We start from the raw sequence: 21726 nt of genomic DNA, 5'->3' as shown, positions 1-21726 counted from the left end.
GAGCGGACGCGAGCCGGCCACCGGAGCGCGGTCGTCAGCGGCCCGACGCCCGGTGGTCCCTCGTTCGCGGGCGGCCTCCGACGGCGTCACCCGGGCATCGACACCCGTCCCCGGCGCGGCGACGGGCACGGCGGATGAGCAGCCGGTATCCCGACCGGTGGTCGGACCCGGCCGAACCGTCCTGGGTGTTCGAACCGACCCACGAGTGGCACCCCCAGTTCCCCGGCCAGCGCTACCCGGGAGACATCGGCGTCCAGCACCCACCGTCACCGCCACCGCGCGGGCGGGCCAGCGTCGTCGGACGCACCGACATCCCACCGCTCGCCCCGACCCGGCCCGACGGCACGTACGTGGGTCGGTCCTGGGCCGACGAGCCGTTGCCCGAGGAGGAGTGGGACAGCCGCCACGACGGCCGGGCCGGGCAACGCCACGACGACGAGCCGTACCGCCGGCCGCACGCCGAGCCCACCTGGACCGAGGAGCGCCCACCCGCCCGTCGCCCGGTGCCCGACGGCCGCACCGAGTGGGCCGACCGCCGCTCCCGCGGCGAGAACCGGGCCGCCCGGGACAACGGCTGGCACCGCGAGCCGGGCCACGACCGCCAGGAGCCTCGCCCGTCCCGGTCCGAGCCGGTCGGCCGGAGCCGGCCGTACCCGCCCGCGTCGCCCGTCTCGCCCGGCCCCCGCCCCGAGCCCGGGTGGATGTCCGAGCCGGACGAGGAGCCACCGACCCGCCGGCGCGACGGTGTCGACCGGGCCTCCGCCGGCCACGACCGGCGTCCGCCGGAGACGCCCGGCCGCACCCGCTACCCCTGGGGTCAGGCCGAGCGGGACCGGCGGCCCGACGACCCGTACACCGACGGTCGGGACCTGCCCGGGCCACGCGGCGGGCAGCCACGCCACGACGACCGGCCGTACCGTGCCGACCACGACCCCGCCGCCCGACAGCGGTACGCCGAGGACCGGGGACGCCGGCCGGAGTCGGAGCGCGCCGGACACTCGCGGTACGAGGACGACCGGCGCCCCGACCACAACGGACACCCGCGGCAGGCGTCCGAGCCGCGGTACGACACCGACCGTCGCCACGAGGCCGACCCGCGCCAGCGGCCGGAGTGGCCCGGGTCCGACCCGCGCCGCCAGCCGCCCCGCGAGTCGGCCGGCCGGACCGAGCCGTACGCCGACCGACGCCCGCCCGTCGACGCGTACCGGGAGCAGCGTCCCCAGCCGGAGCACGACGGCGTGCTGCCGTGGCCGCCGCCCGGCCCGGTGCGTCCCGACCGGAGCCGCGAGGCCGCACGCCACAGCGAGCCGCGCCCGCAGCGGCAGCGCCCGGCCGAGCCCGGCGGCCCCCGGGGTGCGCGACCCGAGCCACCGTCCCACCACGACGAGCCGTGGAGCGGGGCGCGGCCGGAACGCGCGCCGCGGTACGAGGAGCCGCAGCCGCCGACCGTCCGCCGGCCCGGCCCCGGCGCGCCCATCTCCGGCCCGCCGGTCTCCCCCGCCGCCGGACACGGTCCCCACCCCGGCACACCGGTCTCTCCCGCCCCCGGGCGCGGCCCCCTCCCCAGCCCGGTCTCCCCGGCGTCCGGACACGGTCCGCACCCCGGCGCCCCCGTCTCCCCCGCCGCCGGACACGGCCCGTTCCCCAGCCCGGTCTCCCCGGCCGCCGGGCACGGTCCGCACCCCGGCAGGCCGGTGTCCCCGGCGACGGGTCCGGTCTCGCCGGCTCCGGCCGTCCCGACGTCGGCGGCGCCGGTGTCCCCGGCGGCCGGCGCACCCATCCCCGGCGCGCCCGTCTCCGGCGCGCCCGGATCCGGGGTGACCCGCCCTGAGGCGACCAAGTCCGCGCGCCGGTCGCCCGACGACCCGTCGCCGGTGTCCGGTCCGCCGGCCGCCCGGCTCCGCATGGAGTTCCGTCCCGCCCCGACCGAACCCCCGACCGGGGCACCCCCGGCCGTCGCCGGACACCCGGACCCGGCCCGCCCGGGCGACCCACCGCCGCGCTACCCGGCCGCGCCGGTCGGCGACGCCGCCCCGCCCACCCCGTACCGGCCGGCGCGGGTCACGCCCCCGCACACCGACGACCCGTCCCCCGTCTCGCCCGGCGGTCAACGCCCGACCGCGCCTCCTCCGGAGGCCTACGGCCGCGCACCGGACGCTCACCGACCCGCACCGATGCCGCCTGCCGGCCAGCCCGGCACGGCCCGGCCGGAGGCGTACCGGCCCACCGCGCCGGCCGACCGGGCGACGCCCGCGCCGGACCGACGCGACGGCACCGCGCTCCCGGCCGACCGTCCGATGTCCGCGCCGCCGGACCCGCGCGGCGGACCTGTCTCCGCGGCCGACCGTCCGATGTCGGCACCGCCGAGCTACCGGCCGCCGGCCTCCGCGCCGCCCGGCGACCAGCCCGGCAGCCCCACCGAGTCCGCCGAGTCGGCGCCCCCGATCACCCCCGGTCGCCCCCGGGTGTACGTCCCGCCACCTCCGTCGGATCCGCCCGCTCCGGTCTTCCCACCGGAGACGGACCGGGCCGGTGTGAGCGGCACCTGGTTCGGAGCCGGACCGTCGGACGCGGCCGACCCCGGCGGGGAGGACGTGGCCGGCGACGCGCCCCAGCGGGACGGGTCGACGCCGGTCTCCGCACCACCCGCCTACCCGGTCTCCGCACCACCCGCCTACCCGGTCTCCGCACCACCGGCACGACCCGTCTCCGGGCCGTCGACCGACCCGGTGTCGGCGCCACCGGCCCACCCCGTCTCCGCCCCACCGGCCTATCCGGTCTCCGCCCCACCGAGCTACCCGGCGCCGGCCTCCGCCGCCGCACGGCCGGCGCCGGACGCCGAATCCGGCCTCCGTCCGGTGTCCGGCCCGCCGGCCGCCGACGAACCGGTGTCGGCACCGCCCGCCGCCAGCGAGCCCGTGTCGGCTCCACCCGCCGCCGACGAACCCGTGTCCGCACCACCGGCCGCTATCGAGCCCGTGTCGGCACCGCCGGCCGCCAACGAACCCGTGTCGGCACCGCCGGCCGCCAACGAACCCGTGTCGGCACCGCCGGCCGCCGGCGAGCAGGTGCTTCCCGCCCCGCGGGTGCCCGTGGCCGACGCGTCGGCGTCTCCCTCGCCTGCCGTGCCGACCCGCCCCGACGGCGTTCGGTCGGGCACCACGGACGCTCCCGTGCCGTCGCCGGCCCGGCCCGTCTCGGCTCCGCCGGTGACGCCGCAGCCCGTGGCCGAGCCGGTCGCCACACCGCCGGCCGGCCCGGAGGCGTCGCCACCCGGCACCGACCACCCGGCACACGACCAGGTCGTCCCGGACGCGGATCCACTCGACGACGACCGGTCGCTCGCCCCCGGCACCGGCGTCTCCGCGCCTCCCGGTTCGGGCACGTTCCCGCCCCCGCACCCCGACCCGGTCGTGACACCGGACGCACCGGCGGCGTCCACCCTGGAGGCACCGAAGCCGGCGGACCCGGCCCTGGCCGCACCGGTCTCGGCTCCCCCGGCCCCGCCCGTGTCCGGGCCGCCCACCACCTGGACGGTCGCGCCGGTCTCCGGGCCGCCCGTCGAACCCGTCGCCGACCTGCCCGTCTCCGCCCCGCCGGTCTCCGGGCCGCCCGTCGGATCCGTCTCCGCCCCGCCGCTCTCCACACCGGACCCGTCCTGGCGGGAAGAGTCGACGGGCCGGTCACCGGCCGCCTGGCCGGCCGAGTCCGCGCCGGTGTCGGCACCGCCCACCGATCGGCGCGACGCCGCCGGACCGGTGTCACCGACACCCGCCGACACGTCTGCCGAGCCGGCTCCTCCGCCGGTGCGACCCTCCTCCGGGTGGGACGACGGCACGCCCACCACCGAGGCCGCCGAGACGCCAGCGGCCCGCGGATCCGACGTTCCGGTGTCCGCACCGCCCGCCGGTCCGGTGTCCGCGCCGCCGGCCGCCGGGGTGTCCGCACCGCCCACCGGCCCGGTGTCCGCACCACCGGCTGGCCCGGTGTCCGCACCGCCGGCGACCACGGACGCGGCGGAGCCCGAGGACGGGGCCGCGGCCGAGACGCCGACGCCGACGCGCGCGGCCGAGCACGGCGACCCGGAGCAGGTGTTGGCGAGCTACCGCTGGCAGCTGGACCCGGCGACGCTCCGCGAGGTGTCGGACGAACCGGACGAGCTGCGGACGATCCGGCGACGGTTGGGCGAGAAGCTGGACGCGTCCGCCGACAACCGGGCCCGGGCCCGGCTGCTCAGCCTCCGCGCGGTCGTGTCGCGGATCCTCGGCGACCTGGACGACGCGCTGGCCGACGGCCGGCTGGCCCTCACGTACGCGGAGGCGACCGGCGAGCTGCGCCGGATCGCGCTCGCCCAGGCCCGCCTGGCGGAGGTGCTGCGCTGGCGCGGCGAGTTCCTGGAGGCCGACCAGCTCTTCACGCGCGCGACGTCGACGGAGCTGCCCGACCGGTTGCGGGCCGCGCTGCACGAGCACACCGCCCGGTGCAGTTACGACCAGGGCCGGTTGATGGAGGCCTGCCACCACTTCGAGCGGGCGCTCGACCTGCGGGGCGAGGGCGATCCGGAGTTGCTCGCCCGGGTCCGGATCGGCTTGGACGCGGTCGCCGAGCGGGCCGCGGAGCGGGGCTTCGGGCCGTACCCGCGAAGCCGCGACGAGGTCCTGGAGCCGGTCCGGCCCCCGGCGCCCGCGCGCGACGGCGCTCTCTGGGGGTACGCGGACGCGAACGGCGACCTGGTCATCCCGGCCCGGTACGCGGAGGCGCAGCACTTCCAGGAGGGGCTGGCGTGGGTACGCCGGCCGGACACCGACCGGTGGTCGTTGATCGCGCTCACCGGCACGACGGTGATCGAGCCGTCGTACCTCGCGGCGCGTCCCTTCTCCGACGGGCTGGCCTGGGTGGTGCGGGACGGCACCGCGGGCTGGCAGGCCGTCGACCCCACCGGCGACGTCGTGGTCCCGCCCGGCTTCGCCGACGTACGCCCGTTCCAGCGCGGGGTGGCCGCGGTGCGCCGGGAGGGTTGGGGCGCGGTGGACCGCGCCGGCCGCCTCGTGGTGCCGACCCGTTACCACTCGCTGCGCACCGAACTGGCGGACGGCCGATACGTGGAGGGCTTCACCGACGAGGGTCTGGCCGTGGTGGATGTCGGCGGTCGTCGTGGTGTGGTGGACCGTTCCGGCGCGGTCATCGTGCCGCCGGCGCATCCCGCGCTGGTGATCCACCCGGTCGCGTTCCTGGTGACGGCGGGCAACGGTCGATGGGGTGCGCTCGACCGGCGCGGCCGGCCCCTGATCGACCCGGTGCACCACAGCCGCGCCGAGTTGGTCGAGGAGATCGACCAGTTGCTCGCCGACGCCACGCCGGTGCTCTGAGGTCGACCGCGACCGGCGGTGGACCCGCCCACGACCGCCCGACGCGGGCAGGCCGTCCGGCGTCGCCGGGCGTAGGGTCAGGCTCATGGAATTCCGTCACCTGGGCCGCTCCGGCCTGATGGTCAGTGAGATCTCGTACGGCAACTGGATCACGCACGGCTCACAGGTCGAGGAGGACGCGGCGTTCGCCTGTGTGCGGGCCGCCCTCGACGCCGGCATCACCACCTTCGACACCGCCGACGTCTACGCCGGCACCCGCGCCGAGGAGGTGCTCGGCCGCGCGCTGCAGAACGAGCGGCGCGAGGGGCTGGAGATCTTCACCAAGGTGTACTGGCCCACCGGGCCGGGCCGCAACGACCGGGGCCTGTCCCGCAAGCACATCATGGAGTCGATCAACGGCTCGCTGCGCCGGCTGCGCACCGACTACGTGGACCTCTACCAGGCCCACCGGTACGACTACAGCACGCCGCTGGAGGAGACGATGGAGGCATTCGCCGATGTCGTCCACTCCGGTAAGGCGCACTACATCGGCGTCTCCGAGTGGAAGGCGTCGCAGATCCGCGAGGCCCACCAGCTGGCCCGTGAGCTGCGCATCCCGCTGGTCTCCAACCAGCCGCAGTATTCGATGCTGTGGCGGGTCATCGAGACCGAGGTCGTCCCGACCAGCGAGGAGTTGGGCGTCGGTCAGATCGTCTGGTCGCCGATGGCCCAGGGTGTGCTCAGCGGCAAGTACCTGCCGGGTCAGCCGCCGCCGGCCGGCTCCCGTGCCACCGACGAGAAGTCGGGGGCGGGCTTCATCGCGAAGTTCCTGACCGACGACGTGCTGACCCGGGTGCAGCGGCTGCGGCCGCTGGCCGACCAGGCGGGGCTGAGCATGGCCCAGTTGGCCATCGCGTGGGTGCTGCAGAACCCGAACGTCTCTTCCGCCATCGTCGGTGCGACCCGCCCGGAGCAGGTGCACGACAACGTGAAGGCGGCGGGTGTGAAGCTCGACGCGGACCTGCTGAAGGCGATCGACGAGATCATCGACCCGATCACCGAGCGGGACCCGGCGAAGACCGAGAGCCCGGCGCAGCGGCCGTGAGCCGTCCCGGTCCGGTCGGGCGCGTTGACGCGCCCGACCGGACCGGGGTCAGCCCCGCCAGAAGCGGATCAGGTCGAACCCGGTGGCGTAGAGCCACGACGGCAGACCCAGCGCGTCGCCCACGCCGAAGACCGCGCCGAAGAACCAGCCGCTGATCCGCGGGTTCCACAGCAGCGCGAAGAGCAGGATGAAGCCGTACGGGGCGAACAGGTCGTACATCTTGCGCCACTGCGGGTTCAGCCACGGCTGGATCATGTTGCCGCCGTCCAGGCCGGGCACCGGCAGCAGGTTGAGCAGGCTCGCGGTGAGCTGGAGGAACGCCAGCAACGCCACACCGGCCCAGAACTCGATCGACCCGCCGGTGCCGGTGCCCACCCGCAGCGCCAGCACGAGCAGCAGCGTGAACAGCACGTTGGTGGCCGGACCGGCGAGGCTGACCAGGCTGTGCCGCAGCCGTCCCGGGATCGCGTGCCGGTCGACCCAGACCGCGCCGCCGGGCAGGCCGATGCCGCCGAGCAGCACCACCAGCACCGGCAACGCGATCGACAGCAGCGGGTGGCTGTACTTCAGGGGGTTGAGCGTCAGGTAACCCCGGTGCGCGACGCTGCGGTCACCGGCCCGGAACGCCACGATCGCGTGCGCGTACTCGTGCAGGCAGAGCGAGACGAGCCAGCCGGAGACCACGAACCCGAAGACGTCCAGCCGGACGTTGCCGATCTGGTTCCACGCCAGCACCCCGGTGGTGGCGAAGAGCGCCACCAGTGCCAGGAACACGGGGCTGGGCCGGAACGCCGCCCGGGGCACGCCGAGCAGCAGCGAATCCCCGCCCGGGCGGTCGTAGGCCATCACTCGGCCGTGGGCAGCAGGCTCATCCGGTATTCCACCCGGTCGTCCTCGACGAGCGCGACCGAGGTGACGCCGGACGCCGCGAGCTCGCGCCAGGTCTGACCGATCCAGGATTCGGCATCGGCCTGGCTGCCGAACGACTCCGTCGGTCCCTGCACCGACTGGCCGTCCGTGCCCTCGTACCGCCAGCTCCACGCCATGCCGCGTCTCCCCTCGCCGCCGTAGTCCCCGTGGGACGAACCCCCGCAAGCGTAGTCGGCCCGGCCGACGACGGGTCGCTCGCTCACGTCCCCGGGGTTGACCGACCCGTCGGCGCCTGCCGGTAAGTTGACCCGGTGCTGACTCGGGGAGTGCTGCTCGGCGACCGGTACCGGTTGGGCGAGCGGGTGGCGACAGGCGGGATGGGCGCGGTCTGGCGGGGCACGGACGTGCTGCTGGAACGCGAAGTGGCGGTGAAGGTCCTGCTGCCGTCGCTGGTCGCCGATCCCGAGTTCACCACCCGGTTCCGCGCCGAGGCACGGATGCTGGCCGCCCTGCGGCACCCCGGCGTCGTCGCCGTGCACGACGTCGGCCAGGCCGTCCTCGCCGACGGCAGCCGCGTCGACTACCTGGTGATGGAGTACGTCGACGGCGAGCCGCTGGCCGGCTGGATCGGCCGCGCCGGCCGGTTGGACGCCGCGTCGACCATGTCGGTCGTGGCGCAGGCCGCCGACGCGCTGCACGCCGCCCACCTCGCCGGCATCGTGCACCGCGACGTGAAGCCCGGCAACCTGCTGGTCAAGCCCGACGGTCGGGTGGTGCTCGTCGACTTCGGCATCGCCCGGTCGCGGACCATGGCCAACCTCACCGCGGCCAACATGGTGCTCGGCACCGCGTCGTACATGTCACCGGAGCAGGCCGCCGGTCAGCCGGTCTCGAGCGCCGCGGACGTCTACGCGCTCGGTGCCGTCGCCTACTTCTGCCTCGCCGGGCAGCCCCCGTTCGTCGGGGAGAACCCCCTCGAGGTGGCGCTGCGGCACGTCCAGGACGAGCCGGCGCCGCTGCCGCCGGGCACCCCGCCGGCGGTGATCGATCTCGTGGCCCGGGCCATGGCGAAGAGGCCGGCGGACCGGTTCGGCAGCGCCGCCGAGCTGGCGCGGGCCGCCGCCGAGGCCCGCGACGCGACCCTGGCCACCATCCCCGTCTCGGCCCGCCCGCCGTGGGCGCTCGCCGGCCCGGCCCCGGCCGGCCCACCGGCCCCCGCCGCCGGGCTCGACCAGGTGCCGGCCCCGGCGGCCGCGCCGCCACCACCGGCGAGCGGCGGTACGCACAGCGGACCCGCCGCCCCCGTCACGCCCCCGCCCGGCCACCCGGTCGGCCCCACCACGCCCCCGCCCGGCCACCCGGTCGGTCCCGTCGCGCCACCGCCCGGGGTGTCCGTCGTGGCGCCGTCGACCCGCGCGCCCGGGGGCGTCGCGGCTCCGGTCAGCTACTCCACGGGCAGCGCGCCGGTCGCGGCGGCCACCCACGGCGACGCCGGGCGACCGGCGGCGCATCCGGCCAGGGTGGACGGCCCTCCCGCGCCGGCCGGTCACCCCGCGGTGTCACCGTGGTCGCCCGGCGGGCCGGTGGACACCCGCGAGGACCCGCGCGCGGGGGCACCGGCCGGGCACCGGCGCGGAACGCTGGTCGGGGCCGCCGTCGTCGTCCTCGCGGCGCTCGTCGCCACGGTCGCCGTGCTCGCCACGCGGACCGGCGACGACGGGACGGGCCGGCCCGCCCCGGCCCTGGCCGGCGAGTCGACGCAGGCGACGCAGGCACCGGCGCCGGAGCCCGACGCGACCACCGCCGCAGACCGGCCCACCGCCACCCCCGGCGGCACCCGGCCGCCGACCCCCGGCGCCGGCGGCACGCCGGGCCGGCCGAGCGAACCGGCCGGCGGCGCCCCGAGCACCGGGCCCACCGGCGGCACCAGCGCCCGACCGACACCGACGAGCAGCAGCCCGAAGCCGGGAAAGACCAACCCGTACACGGCGACGCAGGTGTGCGGCTCCGGCTACCAGGTGATCGACTCGGCGACGTTGACCAGCGGCGGCCAGCGCACCGGCCGGGTCTACCTGCTCTACCACGCGGGCACCGGCACCAACTGCGCGGTCACCCTCAAGGACACCGCGGTCGGCACCCGCACCGCCGTCTCGGCGTACCTGGAGGTCCAGGGCAAGGCGCGTACCACCGACAGCGGCTCGTTCGACTACTACGCCGGGCCGGTGCGGGCCCGCGCCGCCGGGGTCTGCGTACGCTGGGGCGGATCGGCAGGCGGGGACAGCTACGCGAGCCCGTTCGAGCACTGCGACTGACCGCCCGGGCCGGCAGGCGACGACCCCCCGCCCGGCCGTAAGGTACGGGCATGTCGGTTGACAGGTGGAACACGGTCCTGGTGCTCGGCGGCATCCGGTCCGGCAAGTCCGAGTTCGCCGAGTCGCTGGTCAGCGACGCGCCGGTCGTCCGCTACGTGGCCACCGCGCCGGAGGGCGACCCGGACGACACCGAGTGGGCGGCCCGCCTCGCGGCGCACCGGCAACGGCGCCCGGGCAGCTGGACGACCGAGGAGACCGCCGGTGACCCCCGCCGGCTGGCCGACGTCATCGCCTCCGCCGAGCCGAACGAGACCCTGCTCGTCGACGACCTCGGCGGCTGGGTGACGGTGCTGCTGGACCCGGCGCACCAACCGGCCGACGACACCGCGACCATCGACGAGTTGGCCGCCGCGGTCCGCGGCTGCCCGGCCCGGCTGGTCGTGGTCAGCCCGGAGGTCGGCCTGTCCCTGGTGCCGACGACCCCGCTGGGCCGGGCCTTCACCGACGCCCTCGGCGCCGCCAACCGGGCGGTCGCCGACGCCTGCGACGCGGTCGTCCTGGTGGTCGCCGGCCAGCCGTCCTGGCTCAAGCGCGCTGCCACGACCGTTCCCGTCGCGCGCGGCACCACCGGCTCGCCGGTCCCCGCCGTCGCGCCGCCCGCGGTCAACGGCGCCGCGCCGGCACCGACGCCCGAGCTGGTCAACCTTCCCGACGTCCGGACGCCCGCCCCGCCGGCGACCCCGACGGCGAGCAGCACCTCCTGGGCCGCACCGACCATGGCGCTGCCGATGGTCGCGACCGGGCTGGTGATCCAGCCCGGCATGGAGCTGCCGATGCCCGACGAGTACGCCGGCCCGCAGGCCGTCGAGCGGCTCACCACCCTCGACGTCCCCGGTGCCGGGCTGGGCGTGCTGGAGCGGGTCGTCGGCTTCGCCGCCGCCACCCAGGGCACCCCCACCCCGGCCGCGTGGTCGTCGGTGCGCGTCCTGCTGCTCAACGGCGACCACGGCGGCGGAGCCGCCGCCGGCGCGGTTCCCGGCGACTCGGCACGTCGGGCCGGGCAGGCCCGCGCCGGCCGGGGAGCCCTGGCCCGACTGGCCGCCGAGAGCGGGGCGACCCTGCAGGTGGTGGACGCGCCGACGGCCGGACCGATCGAGACCGAGCCGGCGCTGACCGGCGAGCAGGTCGAGTCGGCGCTGCGCTACGGCTGGCGGCTGGCGGAGGAGGCGGCCGAGGCCGGCGTACAGCTGCTGGTGCTGGCGGCCTGCGGCGCCGGCACCGAGGCCGCCGCCGCGGCGGTGCTCGCCGCCACCGCCGGCGCGGAACCGCCGGCGGTGCTCGGCCGGGTGGTCACCGACTCCGGTGAGATCGACGACGCGGCCTGGATGCGGCGCTGCGCCGCCGTCCGCGACGCGCTGCACCGCACCCGCCGTTCGCCCCGGGGCGCCCAGGAGGTGCTGGCCGAGCTGGGCGGCGGCGACATCGCGATCGCCACGGGCGTGCTGCTCGGCGCGACGGCCCGGCGCGTGCCGGTGATGCTGGACGGGCCGGTCGGGCTCGCCGCCGGCCTGATCAGCCGCGACCTGGCCGGCCAGGCCCGGCACTGGTGCCTGCTCGCCGACCACGGCGGGGACCCGGCCGTGAAGCTGGCCGCCGACGTGCTGGGCCTCACGCCGGTGCTCGACCTGCGGCTCGATCTGGGCGAGGGGGCGAACGCTCTCGTCGCGCTGCCGATGCTGCGTTCGGTGCTGGCGCTCGCCGCCGCCCTGCCGACCCACCCGTCACTGACCGGCGGGGAGCCGGACGACGAGGGCGAGGACCAGGTCACCACCGACGAGCCGGACTTCGCCGAGCCGGAGCCGGCCGGGCCGGGCCCCACCAGCACCGAGCCGGAGGAGCAGCGGGCGGACCCGTCGGGCTCGCGTGCCGGCTGAGCCGACGCTCGCCGCCGGGGCACGGCTGGCGCTCACCACGTTCACCACGCTGCCGGTCCGCGCGGGCCGGATCGACCGGGCCGTGGCCGGCACGGCGATGACGCTCGCGCCGGTGGTCGGCGCGCTGCTCGGCGCGCTCCTGGCCGGCGTGCTCCTGCTCCTGGCCGTGGCCGCTCCCCCGCTGGTCGCCGCGGGCGTGACCGTCGGCGTCGCCGCCCTGCTCACCCGTGGTCTGCACCTGGACGGCCTGGCCGACACCGTGGACGCGCTCGGCTCCTACCGGAGCGGCCCCGCCGCGCTGGAGATCATGAAGAAGCCGGACGTCGGCCCGTTCGGGGTGGTCGCGCTGGTGGTCGTCCTGCTGGTGCAGGCGGCGGCGCTCGCCGACCTCGTCACGCGGCCCGGCCCGGCGGTCCTCGTGGCGGTGGTCACCGCCACCGCCGCCGGCCGGCTCGGTGTCACGCTGGCCTGCCGGCGGGGCGTGCCGGCGGCCCGGCCCGACGGGCTGGGCACACTGGTCGCGGGCACCGTCGCGCCGCTCACGCCGGTGGTCGGCGCGATCGCCGTCGCGCTGGTCGCCCTCGCCGCCGTTCCGGGCCGCCCCTGGCAGGGGCCGCTCACCGTCGTCGTCGCGCTCGCCGTCGCGGTGCCGCTGCTGGCCCATGTCGTACGCCGGCTCGGCGGGATCACCGGCGACGTTCTCGGCGCGACCGTCGAGGTGGTCACCACGCTGGTCTACCTGGGACTGGTGCTGTCCGGCTGAACGGTCACCGGCCCGCCGGGTAGCGTTCGGCTCGACAGCACCGGCGCAGCCGCCACCCGGGGGACGACACATGCTCATCACGGACGACTTCCTGCCCGTTCCGGTCCCGGAGTCGCTCAACGCGACCTACCTGGTGCCCGTCAAGGGTCTGCCGAGGGTCAGCACGAAGAGCGCCGTGGCGGGGCTCGCCGGGCGGCTCGCCGAGCCGGTGCACGGGCTCGCCCGGCAGATGCTGGACAGCCCGCTGATGAGCGTGGACACCCGGCCGATCGGCGAGTTTCCGGAGCTGCCGCCGGACCTGCTGACCGCGTTCGGCGCCACGGAGGCGCAGCTGGACCGGCTGGCCGCCGCCACCCACCTGGTCGTGGTGCAGGCGGAGTACCGGCCGGGGTGGCCACCCGCGCACGAGTGGGCGGCCCGGGCGGTGGCGGCGGCGGTCGCCGAGTCGGTCGACGGGGACGTGGTGGACGTGTTCGGGCTGCAGTTCCTCGCCCCGGAGGCCGCGCTGCGCTCCCTGCCCGACGAACAGGGCCGGATCCGGCTGGTCGACTGGATCCTGGTGCCGTACTCCTCCGACGCCGACGGGCTGTGGTTCACGACGAAGGGGCTGCGCCGCTTCGGCCTGCTGGAGCTGCAGACCCAGGGTGTGCCGGACCACCTGACCCGGGCGTGGGGCGCGGTGATGACGGGCACCGCGCGGCGGCTGCTGCGTGAGTGGACCGACGGGCTCGCCGGTGAGGAGGTGCCGGCGTTCGTGCAGCTGCCGGTGCTGGCCACGGTCACCGGGCACGACATCGCCGTGGCGTACGGCAACCCGGAGCAGCACGGCGCGACGGCCCCGGTGCTGCTGCGGCTGGAGCTGGACCCGGCCACCGACCCCGACGCCGACTCGTTCCTCAGCCTGCGCCCGCCGCCGGGGCACCCCGGCCCGGACGGCCGCTACTACGCGGCGGCGTGCGCCACCCTGTTCGCCGGCATCCAGCCCGACGTGCGCTACGCCCGCCCGGGCGACGCGATGAGCAAGGCGATCGCCACCGCGCGCGCGGGACTGGAGGGGGTCCGCGCCCGCTTCGTCGACGGCCGACTGCCTCGGGAGTCGCAGCTGGTCGTCAAGTACGGCCTGCCCGGCGACGACGGCCCCGAGTACGTCTGGGCGGGCGTCACGTCCTGGGAGACCCCGGAGCGGATCGTCGGGGTGAGTGCCAGCGACGCGGTCACCGACCCGACCGTGCGGATCGGCGCCCCGGTGGTGGTCGAGGCCGCCGACGTCGTCGACTGGGCCCTGCTGGACGGCACCGGCGTGGTGGAGGGTGGCTGGACCCAGGCCGTCCTCGACGCCGGCCAACGCCCCCACGCCGACAACTGACCGCCCACCCCCGCCCCTCTCTCCCCGGCCCCCACCCGCCTGTTGATCACGGGGCGGCGCGGGGGCCGGGTGGGCCGGGGGGGTTACTTCACCGAGGGGTTGATGAAGGGGGGGCGGGTGACGCGCATCTGGGCGCGCCGGCCGCGGATGTCGACCTCGACCAGATCCCCGTCGGCGAGGTTCGCGGCGGTGTCCAGCAGCGCCAGCGCGATGCCCTGCTTGCGGGTCGGCGAGAAGGTGCCGCTGGTGACCGTGCCGACCGTGGCGTCACCGACGTGCACGGTCATGCCGGGACGCGGGATCGCCCGGTCGACGGCCTCCAGGCCGCGCAGCGTACGCCGGGGACCGGCCGCCTTCTCCGCGCGCAGCGCGTCCCGGCCCCAGAAGGCCGGCTTGTCCCAGCCGACCGCCCAGCCCGACCGGGCCTGCACCGGGGTGATGTCCAGCGACAGGTCCTGACCGTGCAGCGGGTAGCCCATCTCGGTGCGCAACGTGTCCCGGGCGGCCAGCCCGCAGGGCAGCAGCCCGTACGCCTCGCCGGCGGCGAACAGCGTGTCCCAGACGGTGACCGCGTGCTCGGCGGGCACGACGAGCTCGTAGCCCAGCTCACCGGTGTAGCCGGTCCGGCAGACGGTCAGCTCGACCGGCCCGGCGGCGCCGTCCAGGGTGGCCGCGGAGAAGCTCATGTACTCGTGCGCGGTGGGCAGGCCGAGGGAGGCGAGCAGCTCCCCCGAGCGGGGGCCCTGGACGGCGAGCACCGCGTACGCCTCGTGCTCGTCGGTGACCGTGATCGACGCCGGCGCGGCGGCGCGCAGCCGGCGGACGACCTCGGCGGTGTTCGCGGCGTTCGGGATGAGGAAGACGTGGTCGTCGGCGTGCAGGTAGGCGATGATGTCGTCCACCACACCGCCGGTGGCGTCGTCGCAGGCCAGGGTGTACTGCGCGCGGCCGGGGCCGATACGGCCCAGGTCGTTGCTGAGGCAGGCGTTGACGAACTCGACCGCTCCCGGCCCGGCCACCCGCGCCTTGCCGAGGTGCGACACGTCGAAGACGCCGACCGCGGTGCGGACCGCCGTGTGTTCCCGGAGCACGCCGCCGCCCGCGTACTCCAGCGGCATCTCCCATCCTCCGAAGGGGGCGAACTTGGCGCCGGCGGCGGTGTGCCGCTCGTGCAGCGGGGAACGGCGCAGCCGGGTCGCGGCGGCGTCGGTGGTCACGTCGGTCATGGGTGGCAACTTACCGGGGCCGGAGCCGCTGGTTAGCATCGGCGGGACCCGTCGGAGCCGTCGGCGGGACAGCCCCGACGTCCGGCGGGTAGGTTGCCGCCGAGACCTTCATCGCCGGTACGCGTCCGCGCGGCCGGCCCGGCCCGCCCGGAGTAGCTTCAGTGACATCGCCCCGCACCACCCTCAGCCTGGTCGACACCGACCCCGCCGAGCTCGCCGTCGACGCCATCGTGATCGGCGTGCACAGCCAGTCCGGAGCGCAGGACGCCACCAGCGGCCTCGCCGGCACCCTGCTGCTGTCCAGCGGCGCGGAGAGCATCGCCGCCGCGTTCGACGGCAAGCTGACCGAGACGCTGGCGCTGCTCGGCGCGACCGGCGGGCCGGGTGAGGTGATCAAGCTGGCCACGCTGGGCACCGTCACCGCGCCGCTCGTCGTCGCGGTCGGGCTGGGCGCCGAGCCGACCGGTGCCGCGCCGAGCCCGGAGACGCTGCGCCGGGCCGCCGGTGCCGCCGTCCGGGCCCTCGCGGGCGCACCGCGGGTGGCGCTGGCCCTGCCGCTGCCGGACGACGCCGACGCGGCGGCCGCACTGCGCGCGGTCGCGGAGGGCGCGCTGCTCGGTGGCTACCGTTTCGCCGGCTACAAGACCCGGCCGCAGCCGACCCGCCGGGAGCCGGTGGCCGAGGTGCTGGTCTCCGTGCCGGACGCCTCCGACGCCACGGCGCAGGCCGAGATCGCCCGCGCCCAGGCGGTGGCCGGCGCGGTCCGGCTCAGCCGCGACTGGGTGAACACCGCGCCGAACGAGCTTCGCCCGCCGGCGTTCGCCGAGGTCGTCGCGGCCGCCGCCCGGGAGGCCGGGCTGGAGGTCGAGGTGCTCGACGAGGCGGAGCTGAAGGCCGGCGGCTACGGCGGCATCACCGCGGTCGGGCAGGGCTCGGAGGCCCCGCCACGGCTGGTGAAGCTCACCTACACGCCGGAGGGCGGCGGCACCGGCAAGCGGGTGGCGCTGGTGGGCAAGGGCATCACGTTCGACACCGGCGGCATCTCGATCAAGCCGGCCCAGGGCATGTGGGAGATGAAGTCCGACATGGCCGGCGCCGCCGCGGTGGGTGCCGCGATGCTGGCCGTTGCCGCGCTCAAGCCGTCCGTGGCGGTCTCTGGTTACCTGCCGATGGCGGAGAACATGCCGTCGGGCACCTCGTACCGGCCGGGTGACGTCGTCACCATGTTCAACGGCAAGCGGGTGGAGGTGCTCAACACCGACGCCGAGGGCCGCATGATCCTGGGCGACGCCATGGCCCGGGCCTGCGCGGACGGCTGCGACTACCTGTTCGAGACGTCCACCCTCACCGGCGGTCAGGTGATCTCGCTGGGCAAGCGGATCGCCGGTGTGATGGGCACCCCGGAGCTGTGCGAGCGCGTCCGCGCGGCCGGCGACGCGACCGGCGAGCCGGCCTGGCCGATGCCGCTGCCGGACGACGTGCGCAAGGGCATGGACTCCGACGTCGCGGACATCTCCCAGGTCAACGCCGGGATGGACCGGGCCGGGCACATGCTGCAGGGCGGCGTGTTCCTGCGTGAGTTCGTCGCCGAGGACGTGGCCTGGGCGCACATCGACATCGCCGGCCCGGGCTACCACTCCGGTGAGCCGACCGGCTACTGGACCAAGGGCGGCACCGGCGTCCCGGTCCGCACCCTGCTCCACCTGATCGACGACGTGGCCGCCAACGGCTGAGCCCGTCGCACGTTCACGGCGAAGAGTGGCCACCCCCGCGCGGGGGTGGCCACTCTTCTCGCGTATCAGGGGCGGCTCAGTAGAGCTCGGGGCGGCGCTTGCGGCGCTCGTTGAAGTCGCGCATGCGCTGCGGGTAGCCCATCAGGCGCACGTCGTAGACCGGGATCGCCATCCGGTGCGCGAACCGGCGGGCGCCGTCCGGCCCGTCGATCCGCCGGCGGGTCCACTCGCCGTCGTCGGCGATGAGCATCACGGTCGTCTCGGTGACCGTCGTGCGTGGCTCGATGTACGCCTCGACGCCGCGCCGGGTCCGGACGAAGCTCTCAAGATGCTCCAAATCCGCGCGGTCCGCGGCCCGGTCGTGGCTCGCGACCCGCACCTGCTTGCGCCGCCGGAACAGCCCCACGGACCTCTCCCCCACAATCCCTCATCGACAACGGTGCCAAGAGTACGTGTCGGGGACGTGTCGTTGGGCACCTCACTACGCGCCCTGTGCCCGGTGGTGACAAGATGACCGAGGTGGGGTGTGCCCCGTGCGGCCCCTCCGGACCCCCGATGCATTGACGCGACCTGGGAGTTGGACGTGAGCGAGCCGAACGACGCAACCTTCGACATCGTGATTCTCGGAGGTGGGAGCGGCGGCTACGCGACCGCGCTACGCGCCGCCCAGCTGGACCTCTCTGTCGCCCTCATCGAGAAGGGCAAGCTCGGCGGCACCTGCCTGCACAACGGTTGCATCCCGACCAAGGCGCTGCTGCACGCCGCCGAGATCGCCGACCAGACCCGCGAGTCCGAGCAGTTCGGCGTCAAGGCCGAGCTGGTCGGCGTCGACATGGCCGGGGTCAACTCGTACAAGGACGGCGTGATCTCCCGGCTCTACAAGGGCCTGCAGGGTCTGGTGAACGGCTCGAAGAACATCACGTTCGTGGCCGGGGCCGGCAAGCTGGTCGCCCCGAACACCGTCGAGGTCGACGGCAAGCGCTACACCGGCCGCAACGTCGTGCTGGCCTCCGGCTCGTACGCCAAGAGCCTGCCGGGCCTGGAGATCGACGGCGAGCGGGTCATCACCAGCGACCACGCGCTGGTCCTGGACCGGGTCCCGTCGTCGGCGATCGTGCTGGGCGGCGGCGTCATCGGCGTCGAGTTCGCCAGCGTGTGGAAGTCGTTCGGCGTGGACGTGACGATCATCGAGGCGCTGCCCCGACTGGTCGCCGCCGAGGACGAGGAGTCCTCGAAGGCGCTGGAGCGCGCGTTCCGCAAGCGGAAGATCAACTTCAAGGTCGGCAAGCCGTTCGAGAAGGTCGAGAAGACCGACAACGGCGTCAAGGTGACCATCGCCGGCGGCGAGACCGTCGAGGCCGAGCTGCTCCTGGTGGCCGTCGGCCGCGGCCCGAACACGGCCAACCTCGGCTACGAGGAGCAGGGCGTGACGATGGACCGCGGCTACGTCCTCACCGACGAGCGGCTGCGCACCAACGTGCCGAACGTGTTCGCCGTCGGCGACATCGTGCCCGGCCTGCAGCTCGCGCACCGCGGCTTCCAGCAGGGCATCTTCGTCGCCGAGGAGATCGCCGGCCTGAACCCGGCCGTGATCGACGAGGCCGGCATCCCCCGGGTCACCTACTGCGACCCGGAGCTCGCGTCCGTCGGCCTGACCGAGGCGAAGGCCAAGGAGCAGTACGGCGCCGACAAGGTGAAGACCTACAACTACAACCTGGGCGGCAACGGCAAGAGCCAGATCCTCAAGACGACCGGCTTCGTGAAGCTGGTCCGGGTCGAGGACGGCCCGGTCGTCGGCGTGCACATGATCGGCGCCCGGGTCGGTGAGCTGATCGGTGAGGCGCAGCTCATCTACAACTGGGAGGCCTACCCGGCCGAGGTGGCGCAGCTCGTGCACGCCCACCCGACGCAGAACGAGGCCCTGGGCGAGGCGCACCTGGCCCTCGCCGGCAAGCCGCTGCACTCGCACGCCTGATCAAGAACTGATTCCGCGGCGTCCGGCGGCAGACGGGCGAGATCGCACCAGGGGAATGAAGGAGTCTTAGAACATGCCGGTATCGGTCACCATGCCCCGGCTCGGCGAGAGCGTCACCGAGGGCACCGTCACGCGGTGGCTCAAGCAGGAGGGCGAGACCGTCGAGGTCGACGAGCCCTTGCTTGAGGTGTCCACCGACAAGGTTGACACCGAGATCCCGTCGCCCGCGGCGGGCGTGCTGACCCGGATCGTGGTGGGCGAGGACGAGACCGCCGAGGTCGGCAGCGAGCTGGCCGTCATCGCCGGCGAGGGCGAGGACGCCGGTGGCGCCGCGCCGCAGCAGCAGGCCGAGCAGCCGGTCGCCGCGCCCACCCCGGAGCCGACGGCCGCCGCCGAGGGCACCGGCCCCGAGCCGGAGCAGGCCCCGGCCCCGCAGGCCCAGGCCGCCCCGGCGCCGTCGGGCGGCGGCACCCCGGTCACCCTGCCGGCGCTCGGCGAGAGCGTCACCGAGGGCACGGTGACCCGCTGGCTGAAGCAGGTCGGCGAGACCGTCGAGGTGGACGAGCCGCTGCTGGAGGTCTCCACCGACAAGGTGGACACGGAGATCCCGTCGCCGGTCGCCGGCACCGTCCTGGAGATCAAGGTCGCCGAGGACGAGACCGCGCCGGTCGGCGCCGAGCTGGCGATCATCGGCACCGCCGGTGCGGCTCCGGCCGAGGCGAAGCCCGAGCCCACCCCGGCGCCGCAGGCCGCGCCCGCTCCGCAGCCCGAGGCGAAGCCCGCCCCGGCGCCGCAGGCCGCGGCGAAGCCGACCGAGCCGACCCCCGGCATGTCGTACAACGAGCCGTCGGCGGAGGCGGAGACCTCGGCGCAGCCCGTGCAGGCGGAGCAGCGCGCGGTGCCGGCGGCAGCCGCGCCCGCGCCGCAGCGCCCGACGGCACCCGCGCAGGGTGGCGGCGAGGAGGCGGCCGGCTACGTGACCCCGCTCGTCCGGAAGCTGGCGAGCGAGCACGGCGTCGACCTCTCCACGGTCAACGGCACCGGCGTGGGTGGCCGGATCCGCAAGCAGGACGTCCTCGACGCGGCGGAGAAGGCGAAGGCGGCCAAGGCCGCCCCGGCCCCGGCCGCTCCCGCCCCGGCCGCCGCCGCGGCGCCGAGCAAGCCGGCCGCCAAGCCGCAGCCGAGCGCCAAGCGTGGCAGCACCGAGAAGCTCCCCCGGATCCGCGCGGCGATCGCCAAGCGGATGCAGGAGTCGCTGCATGAGATGGCGCAGCTCACCACGGTGATCGAGGTGGACGTCACCAAGGTCGCCAAGCTGCGGGCGCAGGCGAAGGACGCCTTCCAGCAGCGCCACGGCGTGAAGCTGTCGTTCCTGCCGTTCTTCGCCCTGGCGGCGATCGAGGCGCTGCAGACCTACCCGATCGTCAACGCGCGGATGGACCTGGCGGGCGGGACGATCACCTACCCGGACGCCGAGCACCTGGGCATCGCGGTCGACACCGAGCGCGGCCTGCTGGTGCCGGTCATCCACAACGCGGGCGACCTGAACCTGGGTGGCATCGCGAAGCGGATCGCCGACCTGGCCGAGCGCACCCGGACCAACAAGATCAGCCCGGACGAGATCGCCGGCGCGACCTTCACGCTGACCAACACGGGCAGCCGCGGCGCGCTCTTCGACACCCCGATCGTGCCGTCGCCGCAGTCGGCGATGCTCGGCACGGGTGCCGTGGTGAAGCGTCCGGTCGTGGTCAACGACCCGGAGCTGGGTGAGGTCATCGCCGTCCGGTCGATGGTCTACCTGGCCCTCTCCTACGACCACCGGCTGATCGACGGCGCCGACGCGGCCCGTTTCCTGGTCGCGGTCAAGGAGCGGCTGGAGGCCGGCAACTTCGAGGCGGAGCTGGGCCTGTCCTGATCCGCTGAACACGCCGCGAGGGCGCCCCGGTTCGCCGGGGCGCCCTCGCGCGTTCCACCCCCGGCCCGATCGGCGTCGGGCCCCGCACCTCGACGGTGATGCGCCGGGGCGCCAGGGCGCGGGGCGGGCGGGCGTCAGGCGCGGAGAAGGGTTTCGGAGACCTGCCAGAGGCGTTCGGCGGCCTCCGGGTCCAGGGCGTACGGCGCGTAGCCGGAGCGGGTGCCCGGCTGGTTGGGGCCGGCCTCCTGGCAGTCCTCGAAGTACCGCCCGCCGATGCTGTCGAGCAGCGGCGACGTGGCGACCAGCACCGAGGTCGCGGCGCCCTGCTCGGTGGTCTTCCAGTACGCGGCGCCGCCGCCGCTGGCGGCCCGCATCCGGTCCAGCTCCTCGTCGCTGATGTAGCGCTGGAGGTTGGTGCGGATCGCGCCCGGCATCAGCGAGTTCGTGAAGATGCCGTCGTCGGCCCAGCGCCGGGTCGCCTCGACGGCGAAGAGGACGTTGGCGGTCTTGGACTGCCCGTACGCCAGCCACGGGTCGTACTCGCGGCGCTCGAACTGGATGTCGTCGAAGACGACCGGGGAGCGCAGGTGGGCGGCGGAGCTGACCGAGACGACCCGGGCGCCGCCGGCGGCGGCGAGGGCGGGGCGCAGCCCGGTGGTCAGCGCGAAGTGGCCCAGGTGGTTGGTGGCGAACTGCATCTCCCAGCCCTGCGGCGTACGCATCTCCGGCGACGCCATGATGCCGGCGTTGTTGACCAGGATGTGCAGCGGGCCGTCCCAGTTGGCGACGAAGGCGTTCACGGAGGTCAGGTCGGCCAGGTCCAGCGGGGCGACCAGGACGTGCTCGTTGCCGGTGGTGGCGGTGATGTCGGCGGCGGCCTCCTGACCCGCGTCCGGGTTGCGGACGGCGAGGGTGACGTCGGCGCCGGCCTCGGCGAGGGCCCGTGCCGTCTCGACGCCGATGCCGGAGGCGCCGCCGGTGACGACGGCTCGGCGGCACGCCAGGTCGATGCCCTTGACCACCTCCCGGGCGGTCGTGTCGCGGGAGAAGGGCGTGTTCACGCGTGTGCTCGTCATGATCCATCCTTGTCGGTGACGGCGGGCGGCCGCCCGGCCGCTACGATGAGAAGCGGAGGATCCTCCGTTAAGGCGACCCTAACCGGAGGCCCCTCCGTTTGCC

Annotated in this window: 14 protein-coding genes; 9 read left to right on the top strand and 5 right to left on the bottom strand. The window is 75.7% G+C overall.

Annotated elements, in window-relative coordinates:
• Positions 1-134: 134 nt before the first annotated feature.
• Together ACIBTV_RS07865 and ACIBTV_RS07860 are read left to right on the top strand one after the other, a co-directional pair.
• On the top strand, positions 135-5369 hold the full coding sequence (locus ACIBTV_RS07865) for a WG repeat-containing protein (protein ID WP_396703260.1): 5235 nt from the start codon (positions 135-137) through the stop codon (positions 5367-5369).
• A gap of 85 nt (positions 5370-5454) precedes the next feature.
• Entirely contained in the window at positions 5455-6453 is a 999-nt protein-coding gene (locus ACIBTV_RS07860) for an aldo/keto reductase family protein (RefSeq protein WP_396703259.1), read from the top strand.
• 48 nt (positions 6454-6501) lie between these two features.
• On the opposite strand, the gene ACIBTV_RS07855 is transcribed toward ACIBTV_RS07860, so the two are convergent.
• Both ACIBTV_RS07855 and ACIBTV_RS07850 read right to left on the bottom strand, forming a co-directional pair.
• Complete coding sequence (locus ACIBTV_RS07855) at positions 6502-7299, bottom strand: site-2 protease family protein (RefSeq protein WP_396703258.1); 798 nt, start codon at positions 7297-7299, stop codon at positions 6502-6504.
• Positions 7299-7499 (bottom strand): hypothetical protein, encoded by a 201-nt coding sequence (locus ACIBTV_RS07850; RefSeq protein WP_396703257.1) that lies wholly within the window; start codon positions 7497-7499, stop codon positions 7299-7301. Before ACIBTV_RS07850 ends, ACIBTV_RS07855 begins: the two co-directional genes overlap by 1 nt.
• Before the next feature lie 135 nt (positions 7500-7634).
• On the opposite strand from ACIBTV_RS07850, the gene ACIBTV_RS07845 reads away from it, so the two are divergent.
• The 4 genes from ACIBTV_RS07845 (at position 7635) to ACIBTV_RS07830 (ending at position 13698) form a co-directional block, all read left to right on the top strand.
• A complete protein-coding gene (locus ACIBTV_RS07845; RefSeq protein WP_396703256.1) occupies positions 7635-9635 on the top strand; it encodes a protein kinase in 2001 nt (666 codons plus the stop codon).
• Positions 9636-9685: 50 nt separating this feature from the next.
• A complete protein-coding gene (locus ACIBTV_RS07840; protein ID WP_396703255.1) occupies positions 9686-11569 on the top strand; it encodes a bifunctional adenosylcobinamide kinase/adenosylcobinamide-phosphate guanylyltransferase in 1884 nt (627 codons plus the stop codon).
• Positions 11559-12332 carry an adenosylcobinamide-GDP ribazoletransferase gene (locus tag ACIBTV_RS07835; RefSeq protein ID WP_396703254.1) on the top strand — a complete coding sequence of 258 codons (774 nt, stop codon included), beginning with the start codon at positions 11559-11561 and terminating at the stop codon, positions 12330-12332. Before ACIBTV_RS07840 ends, ACIBTV_RS07835 begins: the two co-directional genes overlap by 11 nt.
• Positions 12333-12402: 70 nt before the next feature.
• Positions 12403-13698 carry a DUF2314 domain-containing protein gene (locus tag ACIBTV_RS07830; RefSeq protein WP_396703253.1) on the top strand — a complete coding sequence of 432 codons (1296 nt, stop codon included), beginning with the start codon at positions 12403-12405 and terminating at the stop codon, positions 13696-13698.
• Positions 13699-13781: 83 nt separating this feature from the next.
• Here the strand turns inward: ACIBTV_RS07830 and gcvT are convergent, their stop codons facing one another.
• Entirely contained in the window at positions 13782-14924 is a 1143-nt protein-coding gene (gcvT, locus tag ACIBTV_RS07825) for a glycine cleavage system aminomethyltransferase GcvT (RefSeq protein WP_396703252.1), read from the bottom strand.
• A gap of 161 nt (positions 14925-15085) precedes the next feature.
• Between gcvT and ACIBTV_RS07820 the strand changes: the two genes are divergently transcribed.
• On the top strand, positions 15086-16657 hold the full coding sequence (locus tag ACIBTV_RS07820) for a leucyl aminopeptidase (protein ID WP_396703251.1): 1572 nt from the start codon (positions 15086-15088) through the stop codon (positions 16655-16657).
• Positions 16658-16733: 76 nt separating this feature from the next.
• Here ACIBTV_RS07820 and ACIBTV_RS07815 read toward each other — a convergent pair whose 3' ends face one another.
• Positions 16734-17063 (bottom strand): hypothetical protein, encoded by a 330-nt coding sequence (locus ACIBTV_RS07815; RefSeq protein WP_396703250.1) that lies wholly within the window; start codon positions 17061-17063, stop codon positions 16734-16736.
• A gap of 177 nt (positions 17064-17240) precedes the next feature.
• Here ACIBTV_RS07815 and lpdA point away from each other — a divergent pair, with 177 nt between their 5' ends.
• Together lpdA and sucB are read left to right on the top strand one after the other, a co-directional pair.
• Positions 17241-18632, top strand: a complete 1392-nt coding sequence (lpdA, locus tag ACIBTV_RS07810) for a dihydrolipoyl dehydrogenase (RefSeq protein WP_091596415.1) — start codon at positions 17241-17243, stop codon at positions 18630-18632.
• A gap of 73 nt (positions 18633-18705) precedes the next feature.
• Positions 18706-20547, top strand: coding sequence for a 2-oxoglutarate dehydrogenase, E2 component, dihydrolipoamide succinyltransferase (gene sucB / locus ACIBTV_RS07805; protein ID WP_396703249.1), 1842 nt, complete (start codon positions 18706-18708; stop codon positions 20545-20547).
• A gap of 134 nt (positions 20548-20681) precedes the next feature.
• Here sucB and ACIBTV_RS07800 read toward each other — a convergent pair whose 3' ends face one another.
• Complete coding sequence (locus tag ACIBTV_RS07800; protein ID WP_396703496.1) at positions 20682-21626, bottom strand: SDR family NAD(P)-dependent oxidoreductase; 945 nt, start codon at positions 21624-21626, stop codon at positions 20682-20684.
• Positions 21627-21726: the final 100 nt, after the last annotated feature.

The organism is Micromonospora sp. NPDC049366, from assembly GCF_044466625.1.
Lineage (GTDB): Bacteria > Actinomycetota > Actinomycetes > Mycobacteriales > Micromonosporaceae > Micromonospora.
The sequence above is the reverse complement of the archived record's forward strand: the minus strand, read 5'-3'. Positions and strand labels throughout refer to the sequence as shown.